The sequence below is a fragment of the Mesorhizobium sp. B2-5-3 genome, from assembly GCF_006441005.1.
Classification (GTDB): domain Bacteria; phylum Pseudomonadota; class Alphaproteobacteria; order Rhizobiales; family Rhizobiaceae; genus Mesorhizobium.
Genome location: NZ_VFUS01000022.1, coordinates 1 through 24,186 on the forward strand (window position 1 = coordinate 1; position 24,186 = coordinate 24,186).

The following is a 24,186-nucleotide window of genomic DNA, read 5'->3' on the forward strand; positions in this document are numbered from 1 at the left end:
CCTCCTCCCCCGCCACCGCCCTTCGCACGCGCGATGCCACCAAAGGCGGCGTATGCGATGCTTGCACCCAAGGCCGAAAGCAATACACGACGAGACGTAAACACTGTTCGATCCTCCTACAATTTCTGTGAAACTTCGGAATTTGATAATCGAAATGCGACACGCACGCGACTTCCACCCGCAAGACGAGAGGGGTCCTTAAGCGATACTACCGTAGTGTTTAATTGATTTGCGAGTTCCGCTTTAGCTTAACTTCGTCGTCAGCAAAATATCGGATTTTACAATTTTGGCTAAAAGGAATTTCAGTGCCCAAATCGAAATCTCAACCTATCCTGCCTTGAGCGATTTGCTGATATAGAGTGTAGTGCCTCCGCTCCCGACCACAGTTCCTTTGGCGGGCTTGGAAATTGCGGGGCCCCCATCTCACCGATACATTCAGTCTTCAACTTGAGCTTGGGGTTTGCAAGGAAATCAGCAACTACTTTCGACCCGCACGGATCGGAATCAATGACATCGTGTCCGATCCCCCGAAAGACCACCACCTGGCCGAAAGGAAGGGTCTTCGCCGCGTGGTCCGCCCATGCTGTCGGCGTTGCTGGATCATATTCTCCCGACAACAGAAGAGTGGGTATGTCAGTGCGGCGCGGCTGCACCTGCGATGCTGGCCCGTTCTCAAGCATCCAAAGAGGGCATGCCCAGGAGTAGTCGTTCAGCTCAACCCATTTCGACCAGTATTTGTCCTGCTTGCCATTCAGATCGGGGAGAGCGCTGTCGGAACAACTTACAGAGAAGTCCATACCTTGGGAGATCTCCAGGTCGTCAGCATCGAAAAGTATCTCCGCCAGGGGTCTGAAATCCTGTTTGTATGTCCTCTCGATCAGCTCCGGCAGGGTCAGGAGCGCATCGCGATCGTATAAAATGCCGAATATAAGCTCGAGGAAATCTGCCCCGGAGACATATGTGTAGCGCGCCTCTTTATCTGTGCTGCGCAAGAGCAAAGGCTGCCGATCCAGCTGTCTTGCAATAAGCTGAACAGCATTGGATATCCCATTCATGCATCTGTTCGCTGCCTCACAGTCTCGCTCTAGCAATTTTAACGATCGGTCGAGATTCGGCCCATCTTCGTTCAGGTAATTGATGTCCAGCGGAACAACTGAATCCAATATACTCGCCGAGACCCCTTCGGGGTGCTGGTTCATCACTTCCAGTGCAAGCCTGGTGCCATACGAGACGCCATAGAGAACCCACTTTTCTATCCCGAGAGCCTTCCGAAGGTCATCAATATCCTCCGCATTCTCCTCAGTGTTGTAGGCATCAAGATCAATGCCCTTTGCGATCAACGCCGTCCTGCATGCAAGAACTTCATCTTTCTTGAGCTTGCTAAAGGTGGTTTCGACCTCAACGCTCGAGAGAATGGCGTTCCAATGATCGGGCTTGAAATATTGAGAACAGTCCAAGGCGGGAGCGGACTTTCCGATGCCCCGCTGATCAGCAACGATTACTCGGCGTCCGATCATCCAGCTCTGGGCGCCGATGAACTCCCACCATCCATCGATGTCGTCGCTATTGGCGATGTCGGTAGGCTGCCCCGGGCCTCCTGTGAGAAACACTACCGGTTCGTGCCGTTCGCGGTCCGGTTCGAATACGACCACGGACAGGACGACCTCGGTACCGCCCGTCTTCTTTCGATTTTCTGGAACATTCACGGTCCCACACGTCATTGCCCGATCCCGCGGAATTTCGAACCAACAGCTGGTTTTCTTGAACTCACCCGCAGTGAGTTCCCCACCCCCCAGGCAAATGAGGAACGCAACCGACGTGACCACGAGAAGAAAACACCAACCTGGTTTGATGTACGCGCGTCTAAACACGGTAGACATCTCGCCCCTCATTTATAAGTATACGAAAACTGCTCGATTACGGATCGAATATTCTTCGGGTCATCGACAATCAGGAATAAAACGCCCGCAATCACGGATTCGTTATTTATTCAAGACGGAGAGTATTTCCCTCCGATGCCAAGGAACAATTCCGTATTTCAGAAAAATGGCAGGAAAAAATTTATCCCGCACCCGGCCTGACGACCCTCTCCATTTCGTGTTCCCAAGCGATATTGGGTTACTCCAACACAAAATTGGAAACAAGCTCGACAAACCGGGCGATTATATTAGCGCTTTTGATTGAGCCGTGCGCGAGACAGTTGGTCAGCACTGCGCTTATGTAAGCCGTGTTTTGCGCTACATTGCTCATCCGATTTTGCGCGGGTGCTCGCACCCTCCTCCTTATGGTGGATTCCCATTCTTTAGCATTAACGCATATAAAGACCGCGCTTCTGCACTCACGATGGGAACACAACCATGCGGAATCGAAAGTCACTTCAACTGGCGCTTTGGGCTTGTATATCGCTTTTTCTCACCGACGCCGCTTTAGCGAAAGATGCCTACAAGACTCCCTGTAGAGCGGACGCCAAGCGGGTGTGCCACATGGACAACGAAGTGAAGGCGCAAGGCTGCCTTAAACAGCACCTCAGCGAAGTCACGCCGGCTTGCAAGGCCTTCCTCACTAAACAATGAAATGACCACGGATCCTGTTGTTCCGCGTGCTCCAACAGCGGGGTTGCTCGCCGTGGGGTCTCACGCGATGGCACGATGAGCAAGGCGGACACCGTTCGCCCTGCCGGCATTCTGGTCCCGTTCGCTCCAACCGGGCGCCAGTCACGGCCCCGCCAGTTGCGTGGACATGCGAGGATGGCCGGGATTGACGAAAGGTATCAAAGGCCAGCGAGCGGCTGGCTTGTCTGTCTGACAGCCTGCCTCAGCCCACCCTGACCACGAAATGCTTCGTCACCGGCTCGATGATCTTCCAGGTTCCCTTGAAATCGGCTTCCACCACGAAGGCGTCGCCGGGGCCGACTTCGACCGGCGTGCCGCCGTCGGGCGTGATGATGATGCGGCCCGCGATCATGTGCACGAACTCATAGTCGGTGTAGGTGGCGTGATACGTACCGGGCGACGCGCGCCAGGTTCCGGAGATCACCTTGCCGTCCGCGGTCGTGTGCTGGACTGCGGTTTGCATGGTCGGCCGGCCCTCGACCGCGATCCAGCCAGGCAGGTCGCCGGCTTCCGCGTGTTCGACGGTGCCGAATTTCAGGATCGTCTTGTTCGTCATGCCGGGGCTCCGTTTTGCTTCGCTGTCGCACCGTCGGATAGCCGTTACGCGTGGCGTGGGCAATGCCGCCAGGGGGACCAGGGCAACCAATCCGGGTTCACCGGCGCCTTCGCACTGTTTGACGGAGCTCTGAACGAAAAAACCCGCCTGCTCGGCGGGTCCCTGGCGCGACTCAGCACCATAGGCAATTTGTAGCATTAACTGCCTTCACAGTCAATGAAGCTGAGTTCGCGGCCTTGCACCAGGAACCAGGCGCGTCCGCGCCTGGGGTGGGCGATTTGGCAATTCCTGCTGCTTCTCAGTCTGAAATCCTCAGGGCTTGTGGCGCGCCGCGACGAGTTCCGCCTTGCGCCTTGCCGTTTCCATTCCCAGCCCGATGAAGGCGCGCGCGTGCTTGGCCAGCGCCATGTTGTCCGTCCACAGATTACGCCAGATGGCGGTCTTCTTCGACAGGTTCTCGTCGACGATCTCCGAGGAGAAGGATTCGAAGCTGAGATCGTCGGCATAGCCGATCGCCGTCAGCGCATCGAATATCGCGGCGAAGTCGATATTGCCGGTGCCGAGGAAGCCGCGATGGCTCTCGCCGATATGGACATAGCCGATCTTGCCGGCGGCATGGCGGATGGCCAGCCCGACATCGGCCTCCTCGATGTTCATGTGGAAGGTGTCGAGGTGGAGAAAGATGTTGTCGGAGCCGGTGTCCTCGATGAAGGCCAAGCCTTGCGCCGCAGTGTTGAGCAGATTGCTCTCGAAGCGGTTGACGATCTCGAGGTTGAGCGTGACGCCTGCCGCCTTCGCGGTTTCGGCGACCTTGGCCAGCGTCCCGGCGCTGCGGTTCCACTGGTCTCGCGTCGGCGCCTCGGTCTGCAATCCGTGGCTGGTCGAGAGGATACCGGCGACCTTCTGGCCGCCGAGGTCGCGCGTCAGGGCGACGGTGTCGTTGAGGATCCCGACGCCGCGCGCGGCGACCGCCTTGTCGGCGCTCGAAATGTCGCCGTCGACCGGCAGGCCGATGCTGATCGCCACGCCGAGGTCGAGATCGGCGATGCGCTTGGCGAGCCCGCCAATATCGACATTGGCGGGGTCGAGATAGGAGAATTCGATCAGGTCGAAGCCGGCCTCCTTGGTGTTGGCCAGCGTGCGTTCGAGCTCGGCCTGCGTCGAGCTCGCCGACCAGACGAAAGAGTGGATTCCGATGCGCGACATGATCGTCTCCGGTTTTGCGACGAAATGAGGAGGACGCGGCAGGTCAGCCCGGCCGCGTCCGCCTTGGACTGATCAGCGGGCCGCGGTCCAGCCCTTGTAGTCCTTCAGATTCTCGGCGGTGATCAGCTTCGGATCGAGCAGCACCACCGGCTCCGCCGGCTTCTTGCCGGCAAGCACGTCGGCGGCCATCGTCAGCGACTGGCCGGCCATCACGTAGGGATCCTGCGAGGCAGAAGCCTTGATCATGGACTTGCCGGATGCCAGTTCCTTCTCGATGTCCGGCGCGCCGTCGACGGCGGTGAAGATGAACTCCGAGCGGTTGAGCTGCTTGGCGGCGAGCTCGGCGCCGATCGCCGTCGGATCGTTGATGGCGAACACCGCGTCGATCTTGTCGAAACGGGTCAGCAGCGACTGGAACACCTTCAGGCCGCCGTCGCGCGAGCCTTCGGCGTTCTGGTCGTCGGACAGGATCTTGATGTCGGGATGCTGGGCAAGCACGTTCTTGCAGCCCTTCACGCGCTCCAGGATCGACGAGGACGCCGGACCGTTGAGGATGACGTAGTTGCCCTTGCCGCCAGTTTGGTCGACCAGATATTGGCAGGCCTCCTCGCCGGCCTTGACATTGTTGGTCATCACGGTGACGTCGGCGCCTGGCGCGGAGACGTCGAAGGCCGCGACCACGATGCCCGCCGCCTGCGCCTTCTTCACCGCGGGCGCGATCGCCTTGGCATCGACGGCGTTGAGCATGATGACGTCGACGCCGGCGGCGATGAAGGAATCGACCTGCGAGACCTGCTTGTTCAAGTCATAGTCGGCCGACACCGACGTCACCTCGACGTTCGGATTGATCTTCTTGGCCGCGTCCTCGATGCCCTTGATGGTGGCGACGAAGAAGGGGTTGCCGAGCAGGCCGACCGAGATGCCGACCTTGTTCAGGTCCTTGGCCGATGCCGGCGCAATGGCGACGGCCGCGAACGCGGCGCCGCAGAGCAGTTTGGCGATGGTCTTCATTACGCTTACTTCCTCCTGATGCCCCGCGCCTCTCACGGTGCGTTACACAAGCCGGTCTTTGATGCCGGCGACAAGGTCACTCACGTTCTTGCCCCTGCCTGGAGCCTGTAGCGGTCGAGGGCGACCGCCACGATGATGACCAATCCCTTGATGATGTACTGCCAGATGTCCGAGACGCCGGCCAGGATGAGACCGTTGGACAGCACGGCGATGATCAGGCCGCCGATCAGCGTGCCCCAGATCGAGCCGACGCCGCCGACGAAGCTTGTGCCGCCCAGGATGACCGCGGCGATGGCGTCGAGTTCGTAGGACTGGCCGAGCTGCAGGCCGTTGGCGGCATAGAGCCTCGCCGCCGACATGGCGCCGCCGAGGCCTGCCAGCAGGCCGGACACGCCATAGACGAAGAGCAGCACCAGCGGCACCTTGATGCCGGTCAGCCGCGCCGCCTCGGCATTGCCGCCGACGGCATAGATCCAGGTGCCGAGCACGGTGCGCTTCAGCACCAGCCACGACACCACCACCACCGTCAGCGCGATGATGACCAGCCAGGGAACGCCGAACAGCGAGCCATTGCCGATGAAGTCGAACGGCAGGTCGGAGTTGAACACGGTCGTGTCTTCACCGAGCAGGCGGGCGACGCCGCGCACGGCGGTCAGCGATCCCAACGTGACGATGAAGGGCGGCAGCCTGATATAGGCGATGAGCAGCCCGTTGATGACCCCGAAGCCGAGACCGACCAGAATGGCCGCCGGCACGCCGAGCAGGCCCCAGTCCGGCACCAGCGACACCAGCACCGCCACCATTGCGGAAGCGGCAAGGATCGAGCCGACCGACAGGTCGATGCCACCGGTGAGGATGACGAAGGTCATGCCGGCGGCGAGCACGATGTTGATCGAGGATTGCTGCGTGACGATCAACAGGTTGGTGCCGGTGAGAAAGCGCGGATTGATGAACTGGAAGCCGGCCGCCAGCAACACCAGCACCGGCAGCATGCCGAGCGCGGCCAAAGCGGTGCGCAGCCGCCGGCTCCTGACCGCCGCCTGATCCACACTCGTCGTCGCGGTCGTTCTGTCGGTCATCCCTTCGGTCCTTCCTGGGCCGCTCCCGTCGCAAGTTCCATGATCGCTTCCTGGCGAAGCGCCTCGCCCCGGGACGCCGTCACCTCGCCCGCTATGGCGCCGTCGCGCATCACCAGAACCCGATCGGCGACGCCGATCACCTCTGGCAATTCGCTGGAGATCATCAGTATGGCGATGCCCCTGTTGGCGAGATTGTCGATCAGCCGGTAGATTTCCGATTTGGCGCCGACATCGACGCCGCGCGTCGGCTCATCGAGGATGACCACTTTGGGTTCGGTCTCCAGCAGGCGGGCCAGCAGCACCTTCTGCTGGTTGCCGCCCGACAGCGAACCGGCATTGGCCTGCGCCGAGCGGGTGCGGATCGAGAGATCGGCGACGGCTTTCGCAGCGCGCCTGTCGGCGGCGGCGAAGTCCCGCAAGCCGCCGGCGCGCGCATCCCTGGCCAGAACGCCCATGTTGATGTTGTCGGAAATAGACATGTCGAGGAACAGGCCGAGTTCCTTGCGGTCCTCGGTGAGATAGGCGATGCCGGCATCGAGCGCCTCGCGCGGCGAGCCGATGGCGATCGGCTTGCCGTCGAGCTCCAGCGTGCCGGCGCTGCGCCGGTCGGCGCCGAAGATGAGCCTGGCAAGTTCGGTGCGGCCCGAGCCGACGAGGCCCGCCAGCGCCAGCACCTCGCCGTGATAGAGGTCGAAGGAGCAGTCCTTCAGCAGCCTGCCGTCGGACATGCCGCGCACCGACAGCGCCACGGCGCGCTTTTCGCCCGGCGGGCGGTGATCCTTCTTGTAGAACGCCGAGAGATCGCGGCCGACCATCATCGAAACGAGCCGCGAGGCGCTGAGGTCGGCGCGCTCCAGCGTGCCGACATAGCCGCTGTCGCGCAGCACGCTGACGCGGTCGGCGAGCTGGTAGACCTCTTCCATGCGATGGCTGATGTAGATGATGGCGATGCCTTGCGCCTTCAGCGTCGCGATCACCTCGAACAGCCGCTCGGTCTCGCGCGAGGTCAGCGACGTGGTCGGCTCGTCCATGACGATGATGCGCGCATTGGTCGACAGCGCCCGGGCGATCTCGACCAGCTGGCGCTCGCCGAGTGACAGGCCGGAAACCAGGGCACGCGCCGAAAAGGAAACGCCGAGCCGGCCGATGATCTCGGTCGCGCGCCGGTTGCACTGGTCGCGGTCGACGATGCCGAAACGGCGCGGTTCGTTGCCGAGGAAAATGTTCTGCGCCACGGTCAGATTGGGCGCCAGCGACAGTTCCTGGTAGATCACCGCTACGCCGCTGGCGCGCGCCTTGATCGGATCGCCGGTCGCGGCGGGCATGCCATCGATCAGGATCTCGCCCCCGGGATCGGGACGATAGGCGCCCGAAAGCACCTTCATCAGCGTCGACTTGCCGGCACCGTTCTCGCCCATCAGCGCGTGCAGCTCGCCGGCCTGGACGGTAAGCGAAACATCCTGCAGGGCGCGGATCGCGCCGAACGTCTTCGAAATATGGCGCATTTCCAGCACCGGGTGGCGTTCCGCCCCCATGCCGGCTGTCTCCGTCCTGGCCTGCGCGCTCATCGGGCTGCGACCTTGCCGGCGGTCCCGGCGACCAGATCGCGCCAGCCGTCGCGGTAGCCGGCGAGGCTGGTGAAGCGCACTGCTTTCACCGGCTCCGGCGGCTCGGCGGCGAATTCACGCCCGACGCTCTCGAAAGCCAGGGCCGCAGCGCCCGTGGCGCTGCCTTGCAGCGAAGCGCCCTGCATGAAGGCCTGCTCCGGCCGCAGCTGCGCCAGCAGGCTGGCGAGCAGGCCGCCAGTGTTGAGACCGCCGTCGACGATCACGGTGTTGCTGGAATGGATGAGGTCGAGGCAGAGGTCGAGCATCAGCGCGACATAGAGCAGTGCCACGGCCGCACGCTCGCCGGCATCAGGCGTGCGTCCGACCAGCCGGCCCGAACGGCCTGGCATCGGCCCGCCCGGCGCGAAGCTCGGCAATGCCATCATGCCGGCATCGATCGCCCGCTGCACCGCCGCGCCTTCGACCGGGCCTTGCCAGCCGTCGCTGATGGCGGCGAATTCGCGCCCGCCCATGAAGCGGATGGTCGGCACCGGGCCGCCGTCCACATCGACATTGACCAGCATGTCGCGATCGCGGTCGAGCGCCTCGAGCGGACAGTCGGGATTGAGCACGATGACCCAGGTGCCGGTCGAAACCACTGTCACCGAGCCCAGCCCCTGCCGCCGATAGGCATGGAGCGCGGCATTCGAGTCGTGGACGCCGTTGTGGATGGCGAGCGGCCGCGACGCGCTGCCGAAGTCCTGTTCGCCGATGACAGTACCGGCACGCGCGAAGGCCGGCATCTGGTGGCGCCACCCCTCGGCGTCGACCAGTGAGGAAAAATCGTGACGACGCGGCGCCCACAGATGCGAATGGCAGCCGAGATAGGACACTTCGCAAACCGGCCTGCCGCCAAGGCGCCAGCTCCAATATTGCGGATAGCCGAGAATCCATTTCGCCGTCGCGAAAGCGTCGGATGCGGCCTCCTGCAGCCACAGCATGTGGCGGCCGTAGTTGAAACCGAGCGGCAGCCGCGGCGAGAACGTCTCGGCGTAGTCCGGAATGCGGCGATCGATCCGCGCGGCGATTTCGGCCGGCGGCTCCTGCTCATAGTCGAGGATCGGATGCGTCAGCGCCGCGTCGTCCACGAGGGCGAAGGTGCAGCCATGGCCCGACACCATCACCCCTTCCACGCCATGGTTTTCGATCACAGCGGTGACGGCGCCGAGCGCCCAATCGTGGAGGTCGGCCTCATCGAGCACGCTGAAGCCGCCTTGGCGCGTCCATTTCGGCTGGGTCCGGCGCTCGTCGAGAATGCGTCCGTCCTGGCCGAAGACGAACAGCTTCGAATTGGTCTTGCCGAAGTCGAGCACCGCGACCTTCATGCGATGGCTCCCGTGGTCGAAGCAATCCGCACCATGACGCCGGCATCCTCCAGCATGCGCGCGTCGGCATCGGAAAGACCGTCGTCGGTGACCAGCGTGCCGATGCGCGACAGGGGCAGCGCAACGTTACGGGCCTGGATCGAAAGCTTGCGGCTGTCGGCCAGCACGACGATCTGGTCGGCGCACTGGCTAAGCTCGACGATCGAGCGCACCAGCAGCGGGTGCGATTCCAGCAAGCCTTCCTGGCCGATGCCTTGCGCGCCGAGAAAGAACTTCGAAGCGTAGAAAGGTGCCGGATGGGTGAGCGAGTGAATGATGCCCGGCTCGCGATGCAGGTCGCCGCCGGCAACGGTCAGGCTGCAATGGCCATGATCGCTCAGATACGCCGCCAGCGGCATCGAGTTGGTGTAGAGCCGGATGCTGCGCTCGGCGAGCTTGACCCCGAGATGGAAACAGGTCGAGCCGCCATGCACGATAACCGCGTCGCCGTCGCGCACCATGGTCGCGGCTAGGTTGGCGATCTGCCGCTTGGCCTCGACCGCGAGGTCGCGATTCTCGTCATAGGGCCGGGCATAGGCGACGCCGGCCTGCGACGTGCCGTCGAGCGCCGAAACACCGCCATAGACCTTGCGCGCCTCGCCCGCCTCGTCGATCCGGTCGATGTCGCGCCGCACCGTCGCGGCCGAAACGCCGAGCCGCTCCTGCAGCTCCCGCACCGAGGCGAAGGGGCGATCACGCAAGAGTTCGACGATCTGACGCTGGCGGCCGGAGTCGCTCAACTGTTTCCTCCAAAACGCCGTTCTGCGACGGCAGTTGGTGTAACTTACTCAACATTAGCTCGATTGCAAGCCACAACTGACGGTATTCGATCACGGTTGACGGAACTCACTCTTATCTGCGATATCAACCCGTCGAATGCCCGACCACCGCATTCGACGGTTGGCGGATTGTTGGAGGAGATGCGTGATGGCGACCCAGGCGGATGCGCAGGAATTGGCGGCGCTGCGGGCGCTTTCGGCCGCCATCGGACAGGATCCGCATCTGACCCAGGCCGCCGGCGGCAACAACTCGCTGAAAGCCGGAGACACGCTGTGGATCAAGGCTTCCGGGACCTGGCTGAAAGACGCGCTCGCCGATGACATCATGGTGCCGGTGGCGATGGCGCCATTGCTCGAGGCGGTTGAACGACGCGATCCCGCCGCCGACCAGCCTCAGGCCTTCGCCATCGGCGCGCTCAACCCGCGCGGGCTGCGTCCCTCGATCGAGACCACGGTGCATGCCTTGATGCCGCAGCGCGTGGTCCTGCATGTCCACTGCGTCGACACCATTTCGCTTGCGGTGCAGGCCGATTGCGAGGTCCTGGCCGCGTGCCGGCTCGCAGGCATCCAATGGGCCTATGTTCCCTACCGCCGGCCGGGCCTGCCGCTGGCCCAGGGCATCTCCGAAAGGCTGCGGCCGGGCGTCGATGTCCTGATCCTGGGCAATCACGGCCTCGTCGTCGCGGCCGAGACCGTCACCGGGGCCGAGGCGCTGTTGCGCCGCGTGACCGGGCTTCTGGCAAGGGCGCCGCGCGACGCGGCCGCGCCCGACATCGCGGCACTGACCGCGCTTGCCGCAAATTCCGGCTACCGCTTGCCCGTCGACACCGAGGCGCACGCGGTCGCCATCGATCCCGACAGCCGCCGCATGGCATCGGGCGGCAGCCTCTATCCCGACCATGTCATCTTCCTCGGCAAGGGTTCGGTGGTGGCTGCGCCCGGCGAGGACGTCGCCGCTGTCGTCAGGCGTCGCGGCGCCCAGCCCCTGTCGATCCTGTTTCCGGGGCTCGGCGTCCTGATGCGCGCCAATGCCAGCGCCGGCGCCGACGCCATGCAGCGTTGCCTTGCCGACGTGACGGCGCGGGTCGATGTCACGGCGACGTTGAATTACCTTACCGAGGCGGAGAACGACGAACTCGTCAACTGGGACGCCGAGCAGTACCGCCAGAAACTGAACGCCTCCGGTGGCTGACATGTCGCCCGTCGCCGGCTCGCCTCTCTCGGATCGTCTCGTCATCGGCGTCGATATCGGCACCTCGGGCGCCCGCGCCGTAGCCATGCGTCCGGACTTTTCAATTGCCGGCCAAGCCGCCGTCCGCCTCGACGCATTTGGCCAGGATCCACGCAGTCCGGCGGCCTGGTGGCAAGCGGTCCGGGCAGCGCTGGCGGAGTTGATTGCGGGCATCGACCGGATCACGGTCCGCGCCATCGCCGTGGATGGCACCTCGGGCACGTTGCTGCCGGTCGACGGTGCCGGACGGCCGCTCGCCGAACCGCTGATGTACAATGACAAGGTCGCCGGCGACGATATACTGGCCGCGATCGCGCGCGAGGCGCCGGCGGGCAGCGCCGCGCACGGTGCGACCTCAGGCCTCGCCAAGGCGCTTCACTTCCAGCATCTGCCGGGCGTGGCGGCGGTGCTGCATCAGGCGGACTGGATCGCCGGACAGTTCTCGGGCCGCTTCAACGTCAGCGACGAGAACAACGCCTTGAAAACCGGCTACGATGTCGAGGCCCGCCGTTGGCCGGACTGGATCGCGGCGACCGGAATGCGCATGGATTTGCTGCCTGACGTCGTCGAGCCGGGCGACGTGACCGGCACGCTCACCGCGGCCATGGCGGATCTGTTCGGCTTGGCCCGCGACGTGACCGTCGTTGCCGGCACGACCGATGGCTGCGCCTCTTTCCTGGCGACGGGTGCCGCGGGGGTCGGCGACGGGGTCACGGCGCTTGGCTCCTCGCTTACCATCAAGATCCTGTCCGACCGGCCGATTTCGGCGCCGCGATACGGCATCTACAGCCACCGGCTGGGCAATGGCTGGCTGGCCGGCGGGGCCTCGAATTCCGGCGGCAAGGTGCTGGCGCAGCATTTTCCCCTCACGCGCATCATCGAGCTCAGTGCCATGATCGACCCGGCGACCGAGACCGGCCTCGACTATTATCCGCTCGCCACATCGGGCGAACGCTTCCCCATCGCCGATCCGGCGCTCCCCCCGCGCCTCGTCCCGCGCCCGGTGGATGATGCCGACTATCTCAAGGCGATGTTCGAAGGCATGGCCGCGATCGAAGCGCTCGGCTATCGCCGGCTTGGCGAGCTCGGCGCGCCGGCGCTGACTTCGGTGCGCAGCGTCGGCGGCGGCGCGGCAAATCCGGCGTGGAGCGCGATCCGGCAGCGTAAGCTCGGCGTTGCGTTCTTGCCGGCTTTGTCGGACGAGGCCGCTGCCGGAACGGCGCGGCTGGCGTTGAAGGGTGCGAACGAGGCGGGGCTGCTATGAGCGGGAAACTGGCTGAACGCCTCGACGGCATCGGAGCGCTGGCGGAGCGCTACCAGGTCTTCCTGGTCGACCAGTTCGGCGTGCTGCATGACGGCTCGGCCCCCTATCCCGGCGCGGTGGCGGCCTTGGCGGCACTGAAGCGCGCCGGCAAGACCGTGGTGCTGGTCTCCAACTCCGGCAGGCGCGCCAAGCCCAACGAGGACCGTTTGCTGAGGCTCGGCTTCGAGGCCGGAAGCTGGGATCATTTCGTTTCCTCCGGCGAGGTGGCGTGGCGATCCTTCCACGAAATGGCGGGGACCGGAGCGTTGCGGCCCGGCACGAACTGCCTGTTGATCAGCCGCGATAATGACCGCACAGCGATCGAGGGCCTGCCTTTTGTGTTGACCGGAGCCGGCGATACCGCCAACCTGGTACTGATCGCGGCCAGCGAAGGCGACCGCTACGACCTGGACCATTATCGCCGCCTGCTGGCGCCGGCGGCGGCGCGAAAGGTGCCATGCTTCTGCACCAATCCCGACAAGATCATGCTGACGGCGGTCGGGCCTCGCTTCGGCGCCGGCGAGATCGCCGATCTCTACGAGAGCCTGGGCGGCAGCGTCACCCGCATCGGCAAGCCCGGCCCGGCGATCTTCGATGCCGCACTGGCGCTGGCCGGCGAGCCCGACCGCGCCAGCGTGGTCTGCGTCGGCGACAGTGTCGAGCATGACATAGCGGGCGGAAACGGCTCCGGCATCGCCACGGCGCTGGTCCTGAGCGGGATATTGGCGGACACTTCGGATCTTGTCGCTGTTTTCGACGAGGAGCAGGCCTGGCCGGACTACGTCACGGGGTCCTTCAGCTTCCGTTGACCGCCTCGAGCATGCGCCTTGCGCTCTCTTCGTCGGTGATCAGGATGGTCGGCGCGATCAGGTTCATGGCGCCGAGCAGCGCCGCTGTCTTCTCTTCGCCGCCGGACGTGAGAATGCGGATCGGCGCCTTGCGCAGCCGATCGACCTCCACCGACATCACATGGCTGTTGACGGGGTGGTCGACGAGATCGCCATTGCGGTCGAAGAAATGGAACAGAAGGTCGCCAACGGCGCCACGCGCAACCAAAGCCTCGCGGTCCGCCTCCTTAAGAAAGCCGCCGCGAGAGAAGGTAGTGGCCGAAGCGATGCCGCCGACGCTCAGCAGAACGGCATCGAGCACGTTGGCCATCTCAAAAACCTCCTGCAGTCCGCAACGCTCGACCAGCGCGATCTTGGTCTCGACGCTGTCGACGACGGCCGGCGTCGGGATCAGATAGCCGTCGCCCTGGAAGATTTGGGCGAAGCGCCAGGCGAACTCGGCCGGGTTGTAGCGGCGCACGACGCCCACACCGCCTAGCAGCGAAATGACCTTGAAGTCGGTGAGCGATTTGGCGCTGATGAAGGGCAGACTCGAGAACAGCGTCTGACCCCAGCCGACGCCGACGCGCATGCCGGATTTCATCGTGTCGGACAGGAAAATCCCGGTCTTCGCACTGATCGCGGGGATCGGATCGGCATTAGGCGCGGTCAGCGGCGCCACCAGCGCCTGCTTCAGGCCGAACGTGCGCTCCAGCGCGCGCTCCAGCCGCACGATCTCTGACAACTCGCTTTCGATGGTGATTTTCACCTCGTTGCGGGACCTCGCCTCCGCCAGCATGCGAACGATGGTGACGCGGCCGACGCCGAGCACGTCGGCGATCTCGTTCTGCGTCATCTGCTCGACGAAATACATCCAGGCGGCGCGGATCCTGAGGCGGTCCGTGCGGCTCTCGTTGACGACCTGTTCGGGCGCCTCGGTCACTCCGCTTTCGCTATCGCCCTGCCGTCGCCTGCCCAACTGTCTTCTCCCCGCTCGGCGATGTAGGAGTCACTCGCCGATTCTCCACGCTGGTTTAATATCGCCTATTGAGCTACCAATCGATAGGAACAATGTAGGTCAGCGGCCGGCTCTCGGCGGCCGAGGCCGGTAGACGTTTTCGAGGCGATTCGCGATGCTCCGACAAATCTCCAGGGATGTCCGCGTCAATTTGAAGGACCGGCTGCGCGACGTCCGCGACATCATTCGCCAGAGCCGCCACGACAGCGACAGCGAGGCCAATCTCGTGCGGGAAGCAACCAGCCATTTGCCGCCGTTCCCGGGCAAAGGCATCGAAGGCCTGCTCGGCCATGCCGCCAGTGCCTTCGACGAAGCCTTGTCGATCGCCGAATCCTTTGTCCCGCATGACCGCCCGACGAAGATCGACGGAACGACTGTGAAAGGCCTTGGCATCTATTTCCCGGCCGGCAACGAGGAACGCCGGTCCAGCGCCGAGCGCGTCTTCCGGCGCGACATGTACTATCTGACCAGGACCGTGCTCGCCGCCCTGAAGATCGACAATGCCCGGATCCACGAGGCGGATTTCGCCGCCGTCCACGCCGCCATGCAAAAACGCCACGCCGGTCTGCTGGCCGCGATGCCCGCCAGACCCGGCCCCGCCGCGCTGCCGGCCGTCGCCGCTGCCTGTGCGGCGCTGCTGGTCGAGTGCCTCAACCACCGTCCTGTCCGCTTTGTCGAAGCCGAACCGGATGCAATCGGCGACCGGGCGCTCGACATAGCTTGCTTGGCCCCCGTCGTCCTGGCCTGCGGCCTGGCCACCACGGCCAGCGACGGTGCGCCTGAGCCCGACATGCTGGAGACCGCTGTTCTGGCGGCCGGCATCCGTCACGACCGCGTCGTCAAGGCCTGTGCCAAGGCGAGCCCGGTCGATGAATTGACACCTGTCTTCGCCACCTTGCTTGCCCATTTGCCGTAGCTGCCGGTTCTGGCCGAGACTATCGCCCGAGCGCCATGTCCGCGATGGTCTTCTTGGCGCGCTGGATCGAGGCCGGGCTCATCGAGAGCTCGGTCAGCCCCATCTTGAGAAAGGCCGGGATGAGGTCGGGGCGTCCGGCCGCCTCGCCGCACATGCCCACCATGATGCCGGCGGCCACGCCGGCTCTTGCCGTCAACTCGATCGCCGACATGACGGCCGGGTTGGCGACATCATTGAGCTTGGCCACGGTCGGGTTGAGCCGGTCGGCGGCCATGATGTACTGGGTCAGGTCGTTGGTGCCGATCGAGAAGAACGACACCTCTTTCGCCAGCGCCGGCGCGATCAGAACGGCGGCCGGCGTTTCGATCATCACACCAAGATCGAACGCCGCATGCGGCACGCCTTGCGCCTTCAGTTCCGCCGCGCACTCGGCAACCAGAACCCGCGTCTGCCGTACCTCCGATATGTCGGAGACCATCGGGAGCATCACCTTGATGTTGCCGTGCACGGCTGCCCTGAGCAGCGCCCTGAGTTGGCGCTTGAAGATATCCGGCCGGTCGAGGCACATGCGAATGCCGCGCCAGCCGAGGAAGGGATTTTCCTCGTCGGGAAATTCGATGCCGGCGATCGGCTTGTCACCGCCTATGTCGAGCGTGCGCACGATGACGGGATAGGGCGCGAATGCCTTGGCCAGCGCCGCATAGGTCTCGGCCTGCATGTCCTCGGAGGGCAGATGCATATGGCGCATGAACAGAAGCTCGGTGCGGAACAGGCCGACGCCCATGGCGCCGGCTTCCTGCGCTGCCGCGATTTCCTCCAGCGAGCCGATATTGGCGGCGACCTCGATGATCCTGCCGTCCGCGAGTTTTGGCGTCACGGTCTTGAAGACGGCCAGTCCGGCGCGCTCCTTGACCGCCGCCTCGACGCGGGCGGCGAAGTCCGCGCGGGTCGCCGCATCGGGGTCGACGATTACCTGCCCGCCATTGCCGTCCACGGCCACCTCGCGCGCGCTGCGCAGGGCATTGATCTGGTCGCCAAGGCCCAGCACTGCCGGAATGCCGTGCGAACGGGCGATGATGGCAATATGCGAGGTGGCCCCGCCATGGCCGCATACCACCCCGCCGATGCGCTTCAGCGGCGCCCGCGCCAGGTCCCAGGCGCCGATGTCGTCGGCGATCAGGATGGCGCCTTCGGGGATATTTTCGAGGCTGGCGTCATCCTGGCCGAGCAGCGCCAGACAGATCTGTCGTCCGACCGCATGGCAGTCGTCGGCGCGCGCGTTGAGATAGTGATCATCGACCGCGCTGAAATCGGCGGCTATGGTGGAGGCGGCGGTGATGACGGCTGAGACAGCGTCATTGCCGCTTTTGATCGCCTTCTCGGCCTCGCCGGTCAGGCTGTCGTCGGCGGCGATGTCCCGCAGCGCCGCGATGATGCCGCGATCTCCGGCGGACAGGGTGTCCTGCGCCAGCGCCTTGTCCATGCGCGCCTGAACGGCGGCGACGGCGGCGCGGAACCTGTCGATCTCGCCGGCGATCTCCTCCGCCTGCAGCATGCGGCCCTGTCCAGCGATGTCAGGCGGAAAATGCGCGAAGGCAGGCCCGATGGCGACGCCCTCGCTCGCCGCGACGCCGCGCAAACCGGCCACGCCTGAAGCAGCCGGTGCGGGTTCGGACGCCGGCACAATGTCCTCGCCCGTATTGGCGGCCGGTTGCGGATCGTCATCGTCGAGACCTGCCTTCGGATTCTCGAGATAGCCGATCAGCGCCTCGATCGCCTCGATGGCGTCCGCGCCATTCGCCCGCACGGTGACTTCCTGGTTTTCCTTCACCGCCAGCAGCATCAGCTTGACCGAGCTCTTGGCGCTGACCGCCTTGCCGTCCTTGACCAGCTCGACATCGGATTCGAAACCCTTGGCAAGCTTGACGAAGCGCGTGGCGGGACGGGCGTGCAAACCTTCATGCACTCTGACGATGGTCGAGCGTTCCATGGCAAATACTCTGTTGTGGCGCCGCGCCGACATGGGTCGCGGCGCGAATGCTTCAGGCGGCGATGGTGATGATCGCGTCTGTCTTCAGGGCGGCCACGAGCGCTTGGGTGTCGACCTGCGAAGCGCAGATCTCGCCCGGCCGCTCGGCCTCGGTGGCGCCATTGAACGAGATGACGACATGCCCCATCTCGAGCACCTTGCTCCAGGCGCTGGAGCCGACTGCCGTGATTGTCGCGGAAACAGGTCCAAGGGTGATCGACGCGCCCTTCTGCGGCGCGCCTTCGCTGGGCCCGAGTTCCGTCTTGTGGAGCACGGAAACCTCGGCAAGCTCCGGCGGCGAGCCATCCGCGAACAGGATGAGCACGCCCCCTTCGGCAAGGTCCGCTACTTCAGGCCCGATGGAAGTGACCCGTGTTCTCAGCAGAACCGTCATATGGCGAACCTCATTTCCTTACTTTCCTCGAGGGGGTTACGGACGCCCGTGAACCCCTCTATCTCCGTGCTTTGGCGCAATTCCCAAGGGAAAGCGCTACGCGCCTTTTTCCGGGAAAGCCGTTTCAGGCTTTCCCGGAATTTGCTTAGAACACGATCAGACTGACGACCCAGGCGATCAGCACCGAGACCGGGCCCATGATCTGGCGGCTGATGAGAACCGCCGGGACGCCGATTTCGATCGTCTTGGGCTTGGCTTCACCGAGCGCCAGGCCGACCGGGACAAAGTCGCAGCCCACCTGGGTGTTGTAGGCAAACAGCGCCGGCAGCGCCATCGCCGGCGAAATCGTGCCGTTGGCGATCTGCGGACCGATGATGGCGACGCCGATGACCTGCGCGATGACCGCGCCCGGTCCCAGGATGGGGGACAGGAACGGCAGGCCGCAGATGGCCGAGATGATCAGCAGGCCGACGATGTTGTTGGCGAGCGGTCCCATCGGCTGGGCAAGCACGTCGCCGATGCCGGTGTACAGGATCAGGCCGATGAGCATGGTCACGAAGGCCATGAACGGCAGCACGTTGCGCACCACCTGGTCGATCGTACGGCGGCCGGCATTGAAGAAGATGCCGACCACGCGGCCCATGACGCGGCCGATCGAGCTGATCAGGCCGATCAGCCCGCCTTCGCTCGGTAGCGGCTGTGGTGCCGCGGCCGCGGTGTTGTTGCCTGGACTCATCGATGCTGCTCCCCCCGCAGTGGTGACCGCCTCGGATCCGTCCGCCATTGTGACATTGGCCGGCTTCACGCCCGAAACGTAGATGTCCTCGGTGATGAACTGGGCGAGCGGCCCAGCCTGGCCGACCGGCGTCAGGTTGACGGTCGGGATGCGCTTGCGCGGATAGACGCCGCAGCGTGCGGTGCCGCCGCAGTCGACGACGACGACCGCCATCTCGCTTTCGATCGGCGGCGCCTTGAAGCCGTCGACGGCCGTAGCGCCGGTCATGTCGGCGATGAGCTGTGCCACGGGATGGATGCCGCCTCCGGTGACGGAGACGATCTTATCGCGCTGTGCGGTCGGCTCGATGACGAGCGGGCCGCCCCAGCCTGTGGAGCCCCGGGAGATCCTTACGGCTTTGTATGTCTTGGCCATGATGTCCTCCCCGCCCTTACAGCTCGATGCCCTGGCGGCGTGCCATGATGGCGGTGATGCGCTCGGTCAGCATGCCCTTGAGCAGGATGACGACGAGGCCGACGATGGCGTACCAGATCGCCACCTTGACGTGATAGCCTCCGGCGACGACACCCCGCTTCTCGAGGTCGAGCAAGGCGACCAGCATGCCGCCCCAGACGAAGTATTCGCCGGGGTTGATATGCGGGAACAGGCCGAGCGGCGGATGCACGTAGGAGACAGCCGCGTCATAGAAGGCGGGCTTGTGCTTTTCTTCCAGGAACGATCCGAAGGTGTAAGCCATCGGGTTGGTGAGGAAGAACACCGCCAACAGAGGCAGCAGCGTATAGCGGGTCAGCGCGATCCTGCCGGCGCCGCGTGCCAGGCCGTGGACGCGCTCCTCGCCGACCAGTTCGGTGACGGCGTAGAAGGCGGTCATCAGCACCACCAGTGTCGGGATGATGCCGGTAACGAAGCCGGCGAACACTTCGCCGCCTTTCTGGAAGATGCCGATGAAGTATTTGCCGATTGCGGTCAGCCAGCCGAGTTGCTCTTCCTGCTGCACGTTTTTCAGCTGTTCCTTCAGCTGATCGGCGGTGACAGGCGCGCTGTCGGTCTGCGCCTGCGCCAACACCACGAGATGATCGGTGGCATGCTCGACGCCGAGCCTGCCGTGCCAGGCAGCATCCGAGACCATGGTGCCTGCAACATGCAGGTTATGCACGGCCATGTCGGCATGCTGCGCCAATAACGAAAATACAGACATTTCTCCTCCTTATGCCGCCCGCCGGTTGATCCCGGCCGGTGCGCGGCGTCCTCTAGGCCCTTGCTACGTTCAAGCCGGACAAGCCCGGCTTCTTCCCCGGCTCCGACCGTGCTTTGTCGATCTGTTCGATCGCCCGTTTCACGGCCTCGGCCACACCGGGTTCCCCCTCCCCCATGATCGCAGGGTTGGACCGGAGTTGATCGAGGGGAACACCCTCGAATTGTTGATGTCGTTTGAATTTGGTGAACACCGAGCGCCCGCTCATGACCATCATGCGGCGCACGATCAGGTCCGGCGTCACCACGACGAGCGCGATGGTGCCCTTGGCCAGCCGGCCGCGAAAATTGCCGGCCCCGACGAAGCCATCCTTGTACTGGTCGGTGACGCCCCGGAAGACATCCGAATAGTGCCGCATCTGCAGCCAGACGCCGAGCGACTGCAGCGCCCACACGATAACCAGAAGAAGCAGTCCCCACTGCCAAATCGCCATTCGGTTCTCCTCCCGAAGCCTTCATTGAACCGCATCTTGGACGGATGCGCGACAACAGCAAAGTGAGAACATTTGTTTCCGAGAATGTCAATATGTATGATATTGACCTCGGTCACGGTCATCCACAGGGCCGTCGGCCGATTTCGGCGACGGCACGGTTGTGCTAGCCTGTCGTCAAACGGGATATGTGAAATGGAACTGCCCTTCAGGGATGAACTGGCCCTTATGCCCGACCTTCGCCATCGGTTGCGGCAATTGCGCTGGTTCCGCGCCACGTTTCGCGGCAGCGCCAAGGTGGTGTCCGACACATTCGGCGTGCGTTTTGAAATCGACGAAGCCAGGCTCACAAGGGCTTTTCTCGACTGGGTCGAGATCATGGAGGCGCAGAAGCGTTTCGCCGCGATCGACCGCGCCGACTTCATCGTCTTTGCCGCCGGCCTCGTGCTGCGCGAACTGATACGGCAGGCGCCGGCCAGGGAAGTCTCCGGCCTCAGCCATCTCGTCGAGACCGAGCAGAATGCCGGCACGCTGGAAATCGTCCGCTTCTGGCCTGAGGGGTTCCTCTACACCAATTATTGCGTTTCGGTGATTTCGGCGATCTACGAGCAGGAATTCGGCTCAGCGCCCAGCATCGACAAATGCGCCGACGACCTGCGCACGTGGTGGTCCTATCGCGAGAACGTGACCGAGATGCCGGCCTATGCCGTGGCTTTCCTCGACCGCTTTCTTGGCGCCGAACCGAACTGGATCACGCCGGATCGCGCGCAATCGCGGCAGGCCATGCAAAGGGCGCTTGGGTCGGCCCGGGCCAGCGATGCGCTACGCCAGCTTTGACAGATTTTGGCGCCCGACCACCACGCTATTGAACATTTGACTTTTTGCCGGTAGCAAAGTGCAAAACTCCGGGGAGAAGCGCGTGGCGCGATCAAGGCCTATCATTTTCGATTGCGACGGCGTTCTCGTCGACAGCGAACCGCTGGCCGCGAGGGCCTATGAGCGCGTCTATGAAAAGCACGGCATGCCGGGCGTGCACGGCGGCATCATCGCTCAGTGCATCGGCATGAAACAGTCCGACATCATCGTCAAAATCAGGGAATTGACCGGCCATCAGTTTCCGGCGGCGGCGGACGGCGACATCTGGACCGAGACCAGGATCCTGTTTTCGCAGGAACTGAAGCCGACACCAGGAATCGCCGCGTTTCTGGAGGCGTTTGAGGGCGACCGCTGCGTTGCCTCCTCGTCCTCCGTCGAGCGCATAAACCACAGCCTGGCAGTGACGGCGCTGGCGCGGTTCTTCGGCGACGCAATTTACAGCTCCTCGATGGTTAAGAACGGCAAGCCCGCGCCGGACATTTTCCTGTTCGCCGCGGCAAAGATGGGCGCCAATCCGGCGGACTGCATCGTCATCGAGGATTCGCCCTTCGGTATCCAGGGCGCGGTTGCCGCCGGCATGACGGCGATCGGCTACACCGGCGGCGGCCACACCTATCCCGAGCATGGCGCGCGACTGAAGGCGGCCGGCGCCGATTTCGTCTGCGCCGACTGGCAAGAGATCAGCCGGCAATTGTCCGGGCTCGGTGTCCCCGCCTAAGAGTTTGTTCTAGCGAGTGGGTAGTCCAAGGCGAACCCATTCGTCTGGCGGAATTACAGATCCGACACGCAAGCCGAACGACAAAACCCTGGTCACATCGCTGTCGACCTCGCAGCGGAAGCCCAGATGGTACCACGTGCCCGTTGCGCGAAAAGCGACATCCGGGGCGTTGAGAATATTGCCGGCCTTCAGCGGCACGCTTGGGATCAAGTCGGGGAAATATGAGGCGTCCAGCAATTGCTGCTGCAATGCGCTGGCGCAAAGTTTGGCACCACGCTGGGCGCGCGGCACGCCGCCCATCGAGGTCGTGGCCAGCGCATCGCCGGTAGCGTCTTGCGAATAGAGCTTGCGAACGCCCGGAAGCCCGGAATAGCGACGCGACGCGGCACTGGCGACATCAGGGGACGTTGGGCTTCCCGCGCTCCCGTTGGAGGACTTCGAAACTTTTGAAGAGCCGGGCTTCGGCGCATTTGTGGGTTTTGGCGTCGGCTTTTCAGCCGATATCGGAAGCTCGACCTCAGTATCGCCGTCATCGGCGGCCAACGGCGCTGCCGCAGCCGTTTGGTTGTCGGCGTCGGGGGTTTCCGCCTCCTCAGCATCCTTCAGGGACTCGGCATCCTTCGCGGCGGTTGCCGGCTTCTCGCCGGCCTCGGGCAACTCTGCCGGTTTTTCGGTGGCCGCCGGCGCGCCAGACTTGGTCTCCGCAGGCTCAGGCGTCACGGGCGGCTTGGACGTCTCCTCCTTGGCAGGCGCTGGCGAACTGTCTTGAGCGCTGGCTCCGTCCAGGGATTTCCTGGGGCCGGCGTCCTTGTCGCCGAACTGAAAGACAGGTCTCAAGGTCTCGATCGGCGGCGTCTTGCGCGGCTGCTTTGCGGGCGGTTCTTCAGCCTTCGTTTCCGGCGGCTTCTCGGCTTTGGGCTCCTTTGGCGGTGCGGGAGCAGGTTTCGGTTTTGGCTGATCGGGCGGAGGCACGAGCGCGACATTTACCGGCTGGTCCTGCTGCGGCTCCTGGGCTGGCCTCGGCAGGTTGTAGAACACCAGCGCTGCGAGGAGCGCATGCAGGATCAGCGATGCGGGCAGCGCCCACAACAGATCCCGACGCCGCTCTCGTGCCTCGTCCTTCATGCTGACCGATGTGGAATGAAATAGCGGCGGCTTCAAGCATCGGCTTTGGATTGACGCAATTTAACCGCTGCACAGCTCAGTGATCTGGATGATCCGCGCCGCTGCGCCGCCGTCGAGGCGTTGGCGCGGCTGGACGAGCGGCCGTGCCGTCCTGAATATTCGCGGCAACCCAGTTCTGTGGCCAAAGACTAGCCTTGCCGCTGGGGCTGGATCCCGTCCAGAAACTGTCCGTCCAGCCGCGTTTCGCCAAACCAGTTCAGCCGGTTGATGCTGACGAAGCCGGCATCGATCGCCTCGTTCTCGTCGCCCGGCTCACTTGCGTGAGCGCGCCCGCGCGGGACTGTGATGACGGTGCGATCGCCGTCGCTCTCCAGGATTTCAGCCTTGCGGCCGATCTTGTCGCGGCCGATGCGCGGCTGCCGGATCCCGGCCGGCAGCGAAGCCGGCAGGTTGATGCTGAGCCAATGGCCATCCGCCGCCCACTCTTCACGCGACCGCCAGAGCGAGGCGATCAACGCGCCGAGCCACTCGTCGTCGACACCGCTGAAGTCCGGATTCTTCACCCGGGAAAAGCCGATCGCCGGAATACCCCAGAATGTCGCCTCGCGCGCAATGCCCAGCGTCCCGGAATAGGCAAGGTCCTCGGCGACGTTGCGCCCGTCATTGACGCCCGCCAGAACCAGGTCGGGCTTTTGGCCATCCGCGAACAGCCAGGCCATCGCACTCACCACGCAGTCGGCCGGAGTGCCGGAACACGAATACCAGCCGGACTTGACGCGCCGCATGGTCAACGGCCGCGCGATCGTCAGCGATGCGCCCGCGGCGGTGCGCTTGCCGTCGGGTGCCACCACCCACAAATCGTCGCTCAGGCTGCCGGCCGCCTTGACCAGCCGGGCAAGGCCCGGCGCCTCGATGCCGTCATCGTTGCAGATCAGGAGTCTCATGTCTCGTTTCCTCGGCGCACCGTGATGTTCTGGCCGGTGCGGCATTGCGGGCGCAGCGATGGAATATGGGCTTTCAGGTCGTCGAGGAGTTCGCTCGCGCAGGAATGACCGAGCGTCTCCGGGCGCCCTGCCTTCTCCCAGATACCGACATTGCCCGACAGGGTCGGGTG

The 24,186-nt window shown here is 64.1% G+C and carries 22 protein-coding genes; 6 read left to right on the plus strand and 16 right to left on the minus strand.

The features are described from left to right. Positions 1–302 precede the first annotated feature (302 nt). The 8 genes from FJ867_RS28370 to FJ867_RS28405 form a co-directional block, all read right to left on the minus strand. Positions 303–1,880, minus strand: coding sequence for an alpha/beta hydrolase (locus FJ867_RS28370; RefSeq protein WP_181168466.1), 1,578 nt, complete (start codon positions 1,878–1,880; stop codon positions 303–305). A gap of 934 nt (positions 1,881–2,814) precedes the next feature. After that, positions 2,815–3,168, minus strand: a complete 354-nt coding sequence (locus FJ867_RS28375) for a cupin domain-containing protein (RefSeq protein WP_140501578.1) — start codon at positions 3,166–3,168, stop codon at positions 2,815–2,817. A gap of 312 nt (positions 3,169–3,480) precedes the next feature. Then, the gene (locus FJ867_RS28380; protein ID WP_140501580.1) at positions 3,481–4,374 is read right to left on the minus strand and encodes a sugar phosphate isomerase/epimerase; all 894 of its coding nucleotides are present in this window, start codon (positions 4,372–4,374) and stop codon (positions 3,481–3,483) included. A 72-nt stretch (positions 4,375–4,446) separates the two neighbouring features. After that, complete coding sequence (locus FJ867_RS28385; protein WP_140517934.1) at positions 4,447–5,385, minus strand: ABC transporter substrate-binding protein; 939 nt, start codon at positions 5,383–5,385, stop codon at positions 4,447–4,449. Positions 5,386–5,465: 80 nt separating this feature from the next. Next, complete coding sequence (locus FJ867_RS28390; RefSeq protein WP_140517933.1) at positions 5,466–6,464, minus strand: ribose ABC transporter permease; 999 nt, start codon at positions 6,462–6,464, stop codon at positions 5,466–5,468. After that, positions 6,461–8,032, minus strand: coding sequence for a sugar ABC transporter ATP-binding protein (locus tag FJ867_RS28395; protein WP_140584662.1), 1,572 nt, complete (start codon positions 8,030–8,032; stop codon positions 6,461–6,463). The genes FJ867_RS28390 and FJ867_RS28395 overlap by 4 nt, the downstream gene beginning before the upstream one ends. Continuing rightward, the gene (locus FJ867_RS28400) at positions 8,029–9,396 is read right to left on the minus strand and encodes an FGGY-family carbohydrate kinase (RefSeq protein ID WP_140666482.1); all 1,368 of its coding nucleotides are present in this window, start codon (positions 9,394–9,396) and stop codon (positions 8,029–8,031) included. The genes FJ867_RS28395 and FJ867_RS28400 overlap by 4 nt, the downstream gene beginning before the upstream one ends. Next, positions 9,393–10,175, minus strand: a complete 783-nt coding sequence (locus tag FJ867_RS28405) for a DeoR/GlpR family DNA-binding transcription regulator (protein ID WP_140525811.1) — start codon at positions 10,173–10,175, stop codon at positions 9,393–9,395. Before FJ867_RS28405 ends, FJ867_RS28400 begins: the two co-directional genes overlap by 4 nt. A 187-nt stretch (positions 10,176–10,362) precedes the next feature. On the opposite strand from FJ867_RS28405, the gene FJ867_RS28410 reads away from it, so the two are divergent. The 3 genes from FJ867_RS28410 to FJ867_RS28420 are packed head-to-tail and all read left to right on the plus strand — an operon-like array spanning position 10,363 to position 13,557. Beyond that, entirely contained in the window at positions 10,363–11,406 is a 1,044-nt protein-coding gene (locus FJ867_RS28410; RefSeq protein WP_140666480.1) for a class II aldolase/adducin family protein, read from the plus strand. A gap of 1 nt (position 11,407) precedes the next feature. Next, positions 11,408–12,709, plus strand: coding sequence for an FGGY-family carbohydrate kinase (locus FJ867_RS28415; protein WP_140819233.1), 1,302 nt, complete (start codon positions 11,408–11,410; stop codon positions 12,707–12,709). Continuing rightward, positions 12,706–13,557, plus strand: a complete 852-nt coding sequence (locus FJ867_RS28420) for a TIGR01459 family HAD-type hydrolase (protein WP_140525810.1) — start codon at positions 12,706–12,708, stop codon at positions 13,555–13,557. Before FJ867_RS28415 ends, FJ867_RS28420 begins: the two co-directional genes overlap by 4 nt. On the opposite strand, the gene FJ867_RS28425 is transcribed toward FJ867_RS28420, so the two are convergent. Next, entirely contained in the window at positions 13,544–14,554 is a 1,011-nt protein-coding gene (locus FJ867_RS28425) for a sugar-binding transcriptional regulator (RefSeq protein ID WP_140561617.1), read from the minus strand. The two genes, FJ867_RS28420 and FJ867_RS28425, sit on opposite strands and share 14 nt — an antisense overlap. A gap of 154 nt (positions 14,555–14,708) precedes the next feature. Here FJ867_RS28425 and FJ867_RS28430 point away from each other — a divergent pair, with 154 nt between their 5' ends. Beyond that, positions 14,709–15,509 (plus strand): hypothetical protein, encoded by an 801-nt coding sequence (locus tag FJ867_RS28430; protein WP_140517926.1) that lies wholly within the window; start codon positions 14,709–14,711, stop codon positions 15,507–15,509. A 19-nt stretch (positions 15,510–15,528) separates the two neighbouring features. Here the strand turns inward: FJ867_RS28430 and ptsP are convergent, their stop codons facing one another. The 5 genes from ptsP to FJ867_RS28455 form a co-directional block, all read right to left on the minus strand. Then, positions 15,529–17,499 carry a phosphoenolpyruvate--protein phosphotransferase gene (gene ptsP, locus FJ867_RS28435; protein WP_140517925.1) on the minus strand — a complete coding sequence of 657 codons (1,971 nt, stop codon included), beginning with the start codon at positions 17,497–17,499 and terminating at the stop codon, positions 15,529–15,531. A gap of 52 nt (positions 17,500–17,551) precedes the next feature. After that, positions 17,552–17,932, minus strand: a complete 381-nt coding sequence (locus FJ867_RS28440) for a PTS glucitol/sorbitol transporter subunit IIA (protein WP_140501604.1) — start codon at positions 17,930–17,932, stop codon at positions 17,552–17,554. Between the two features lie 145 nt (positions 17,933–18,077). Continuing rightward, positions 18,078–19,082: a PTS glucitol/sorbitol transporter subunit IIB gene (locus FJ867_RS28445; protein WP_140558471.1), complete on the minus strand. Its 1,005-nt coding sequence runs from the start codon at positions 19,080–19,082 to the stop codon at positions 18,078–18,080. Positions 19,083–19,098: 16 nt separating this feature from the next. Continuing rightward, positions 19,099–19,866: a PTS glucitol/sorbitol transporter subunit IIC gene (locus FJ867_RS28450; protein WP_140501608.1), complete on the minus strand. Its 768-nt coding sequence runs from the start codon at positions 19,864–19,866 to the stop codon at positions 19,099–19,101. A gap of 52 nt (positions 19,867–19,918) precedes the next feature. Further along, entirely contained in the window at positions 19,919–20,356 is a 438-nt protein-coding gene (locus tag FJ867_RS28455; protein ID WP_140501610.1) for a transcriptional regulator GutM, read from the minus strand. A 192-nt stretch (positions 20,357–20,548) separates the two neighbouring features. On the opposite strand from FJ867_RS28455, the gene FJ867_RS28460 reads away from it, so the two are divergent. Beyond that, positions 20,549–21,190, plus strand: a complete 642-nt coding sequence (locus tag FJ867_RS28460) for a hypothetical protein (RefSeq protein WP_140517923.1) — start codon at positions 20,549–20,551, stop codon at positions 21,188–21,190. A gap of 82 nt (positions 21,191–21,272) precedes the next feature. Further along, on the plus strand, positions 21,273–21,947 hold the full coding sequence (locus FJ867_RS28465; RefSeq protein WP_140819234.1) for an HAD family phosphatase: 675 nt from the start codon (positions 21,273–21,275) through the stop codon (positions 21,945–21,947). A 9-nt stretch (positions 21,948–21,956) separates the two neighbouring features. Here FJ867_RS28465 and FJ867_RS28470 read toward each other — a convergent pair whose 3' ends face one another. Further along, positions 21,957–23,072 (minus strand): DUF930 domain-containing protein, encoded by a 1,116-nt coding sequence (locus tag FJ867_RS28470; RefSeq protein WP_140819236.1) that lies wholly within the window; start codon positions 23,070–23,072, stop codon positions 21,957–21,959. Positions 23,073–23,260: 188 nt separating this feature from the next. Then, on the minus strand, positions 23,261–24,016 hold the full coding sequence (locus FJ867_RS28475; RefSeq protein ID WP_140819238.1) for a 5'/3'-nucleotidase SurE: 756 nt from the start codon (positions 24,014–24,016) through the stop codon (positions 23,261–23,263). Between the last annotated feature and the right edge of the window lie 170 nt (positions 24,017–24,186).

What these genes read in the sequence shown, in the direction of transcription:
- FJ867_RS28455 (WP_140501610.1), bottom strand. Translation starts at nt 20,356, where the DNA reads ATGGCGATTTGGCAGTGGGGACTGCTTCTTCTGGTTATCGTGTGGGCG.
- FJ867_RS28370 (WP_181168466.1), bottom strand. Translation starts at nt 1,880, where the DNA reads ATGTCTACCGTGTTTAGACGCGCGTACATCAAACCAGGTTGGTGTTTT.
- FJ867_RS28375 (WP_140501578.1), bottom strand. Translation starts at nt 3,168, where the DNA reads ATGACGAACAAGACGATCCTGAAATTCGGCACCGTCGAACACGCGGAA.
- FJ867_RS28475 (WP_140819238.1), bottom strand. Translation starts at nt 24,016, where the DNA reads ATGAGACTCCTGATCTGCAACGATGACGGCATCGAGGCGCCGGGCCTT.
- FJ867_RS28440 (WP_140501604.1), bottom strand. Translation starts at nt 17,932, where the DNA reads ATGACGGTTCTGCTGAGAACACGGGTCACTTCCATCGGGCCTGAAGTA.
- FJ867_RS28430 (WP_140517926.1), top strand. Translation starts at nt 14,709, where the DNA reads ATGCTCCGACAAATCTCCAGGGATGTCCGCGTCAATTTGAAGGACCGG.
- FJ867_RS28460 (WP_140517923.1), top strand. Translation starts at nt 20,549, where the DNA reads ATGGAACTGCCCTTCAGGGATGAACTGGCCCTTATGCCCGACCTTCGC.
- FJ867_RS28415 (WP_140819233.1), top strand. Translation starts at nt 11,408, where the DNA reads ATGTCGCCCGTCGCCGGCTCGCCTCTCTCGGATCGTCTCGTCATCGGC.
- FJ867_RS28410 (WP_140666480.1), top strand. Translation starts at nt 10,363, where the DNA reads ATGGCGACCCAGGCGGATGCGCAGGAATTGGCGGCGCTGCGGGCGCTT.
- FJ867_RS28385 (WP_140517934.1), bottom strand. Translation starts at nt 5,385, where the DNA reads ATGAAGACCATCGCCAAACTGCTCTGCGGCGCCGCGTTCGCGGCCGTC.
- FJ867_RS28395 (WP_140584662.1), bottom strand. Translation starts at nt 8,032, where the DNA reads ATGAGCGCGCAGGCCAGGACGGAGACAGCCGGCATGGGGGCGGAACGC.
- FJ867_RS28390 (WP_140517933.1), bottom strand. Translation starts at nt 6,464, where the DNA reads ATGACCGACAGAACGACCGCGACGACGAGTGTGGATCAGGCGGCGGTC.
- FJ867_RS28420 (WP_140525810.1), top strand. Translation starts at nt 12,706, where the DNA reads ATGAGCGGGAAACTGGCTGAACGCCTCGACGGCATCGGAGCGCTGGCG.
- FJ867_RS28380 (WP_140501580.1), bottom strand. Translation starts at nt 4,374, where the DNA reads ATGTCGCGCATCGGAATCCACTCTTTCGTCTGGTCGGCGAGCTCGACG.
- FJ867_RS28470 (WP_140819236.1), bottom strand. Translation starts at nt 23,072, where the DNA reads ATGAAGGACGAGGCACGAGAGCGGCGTCGGGATCTGTTGTGGGCGCTG.
- FJ867_RS28400 (WP_140666482.1), bottom strand. Translation starts at nt 9,396, where the DNA reads ATGAAGGTCGCGGTGCTCGACTTCGGCAAGACCAATTCGAAGCTGTTC.
- FJ867_RS28445 (WP_140558471.1), bottom strand. Translation starts at nt 19,082, where the DNA reads ATGGCCAAGACATACAAAGCCGTAAGGATCTCCCGGGGCTCCACAGGC.
- ptsP (WP_140517925.1), bottom strand. Translation starts at nt 17,499, where the DNA reads ATGGAACGCTCGACCATCGTCAGAGTGCATGAAGGTTTGCACGCCCGT.
- FJ867_RS28450 (WP_140501608.1), bottom strand. Translation starts at nt 19,866, where the DNA reads ATGTCTGTATTTTCGTTATTGGCGCAGCATGCCGACATGGCCGTGCAT.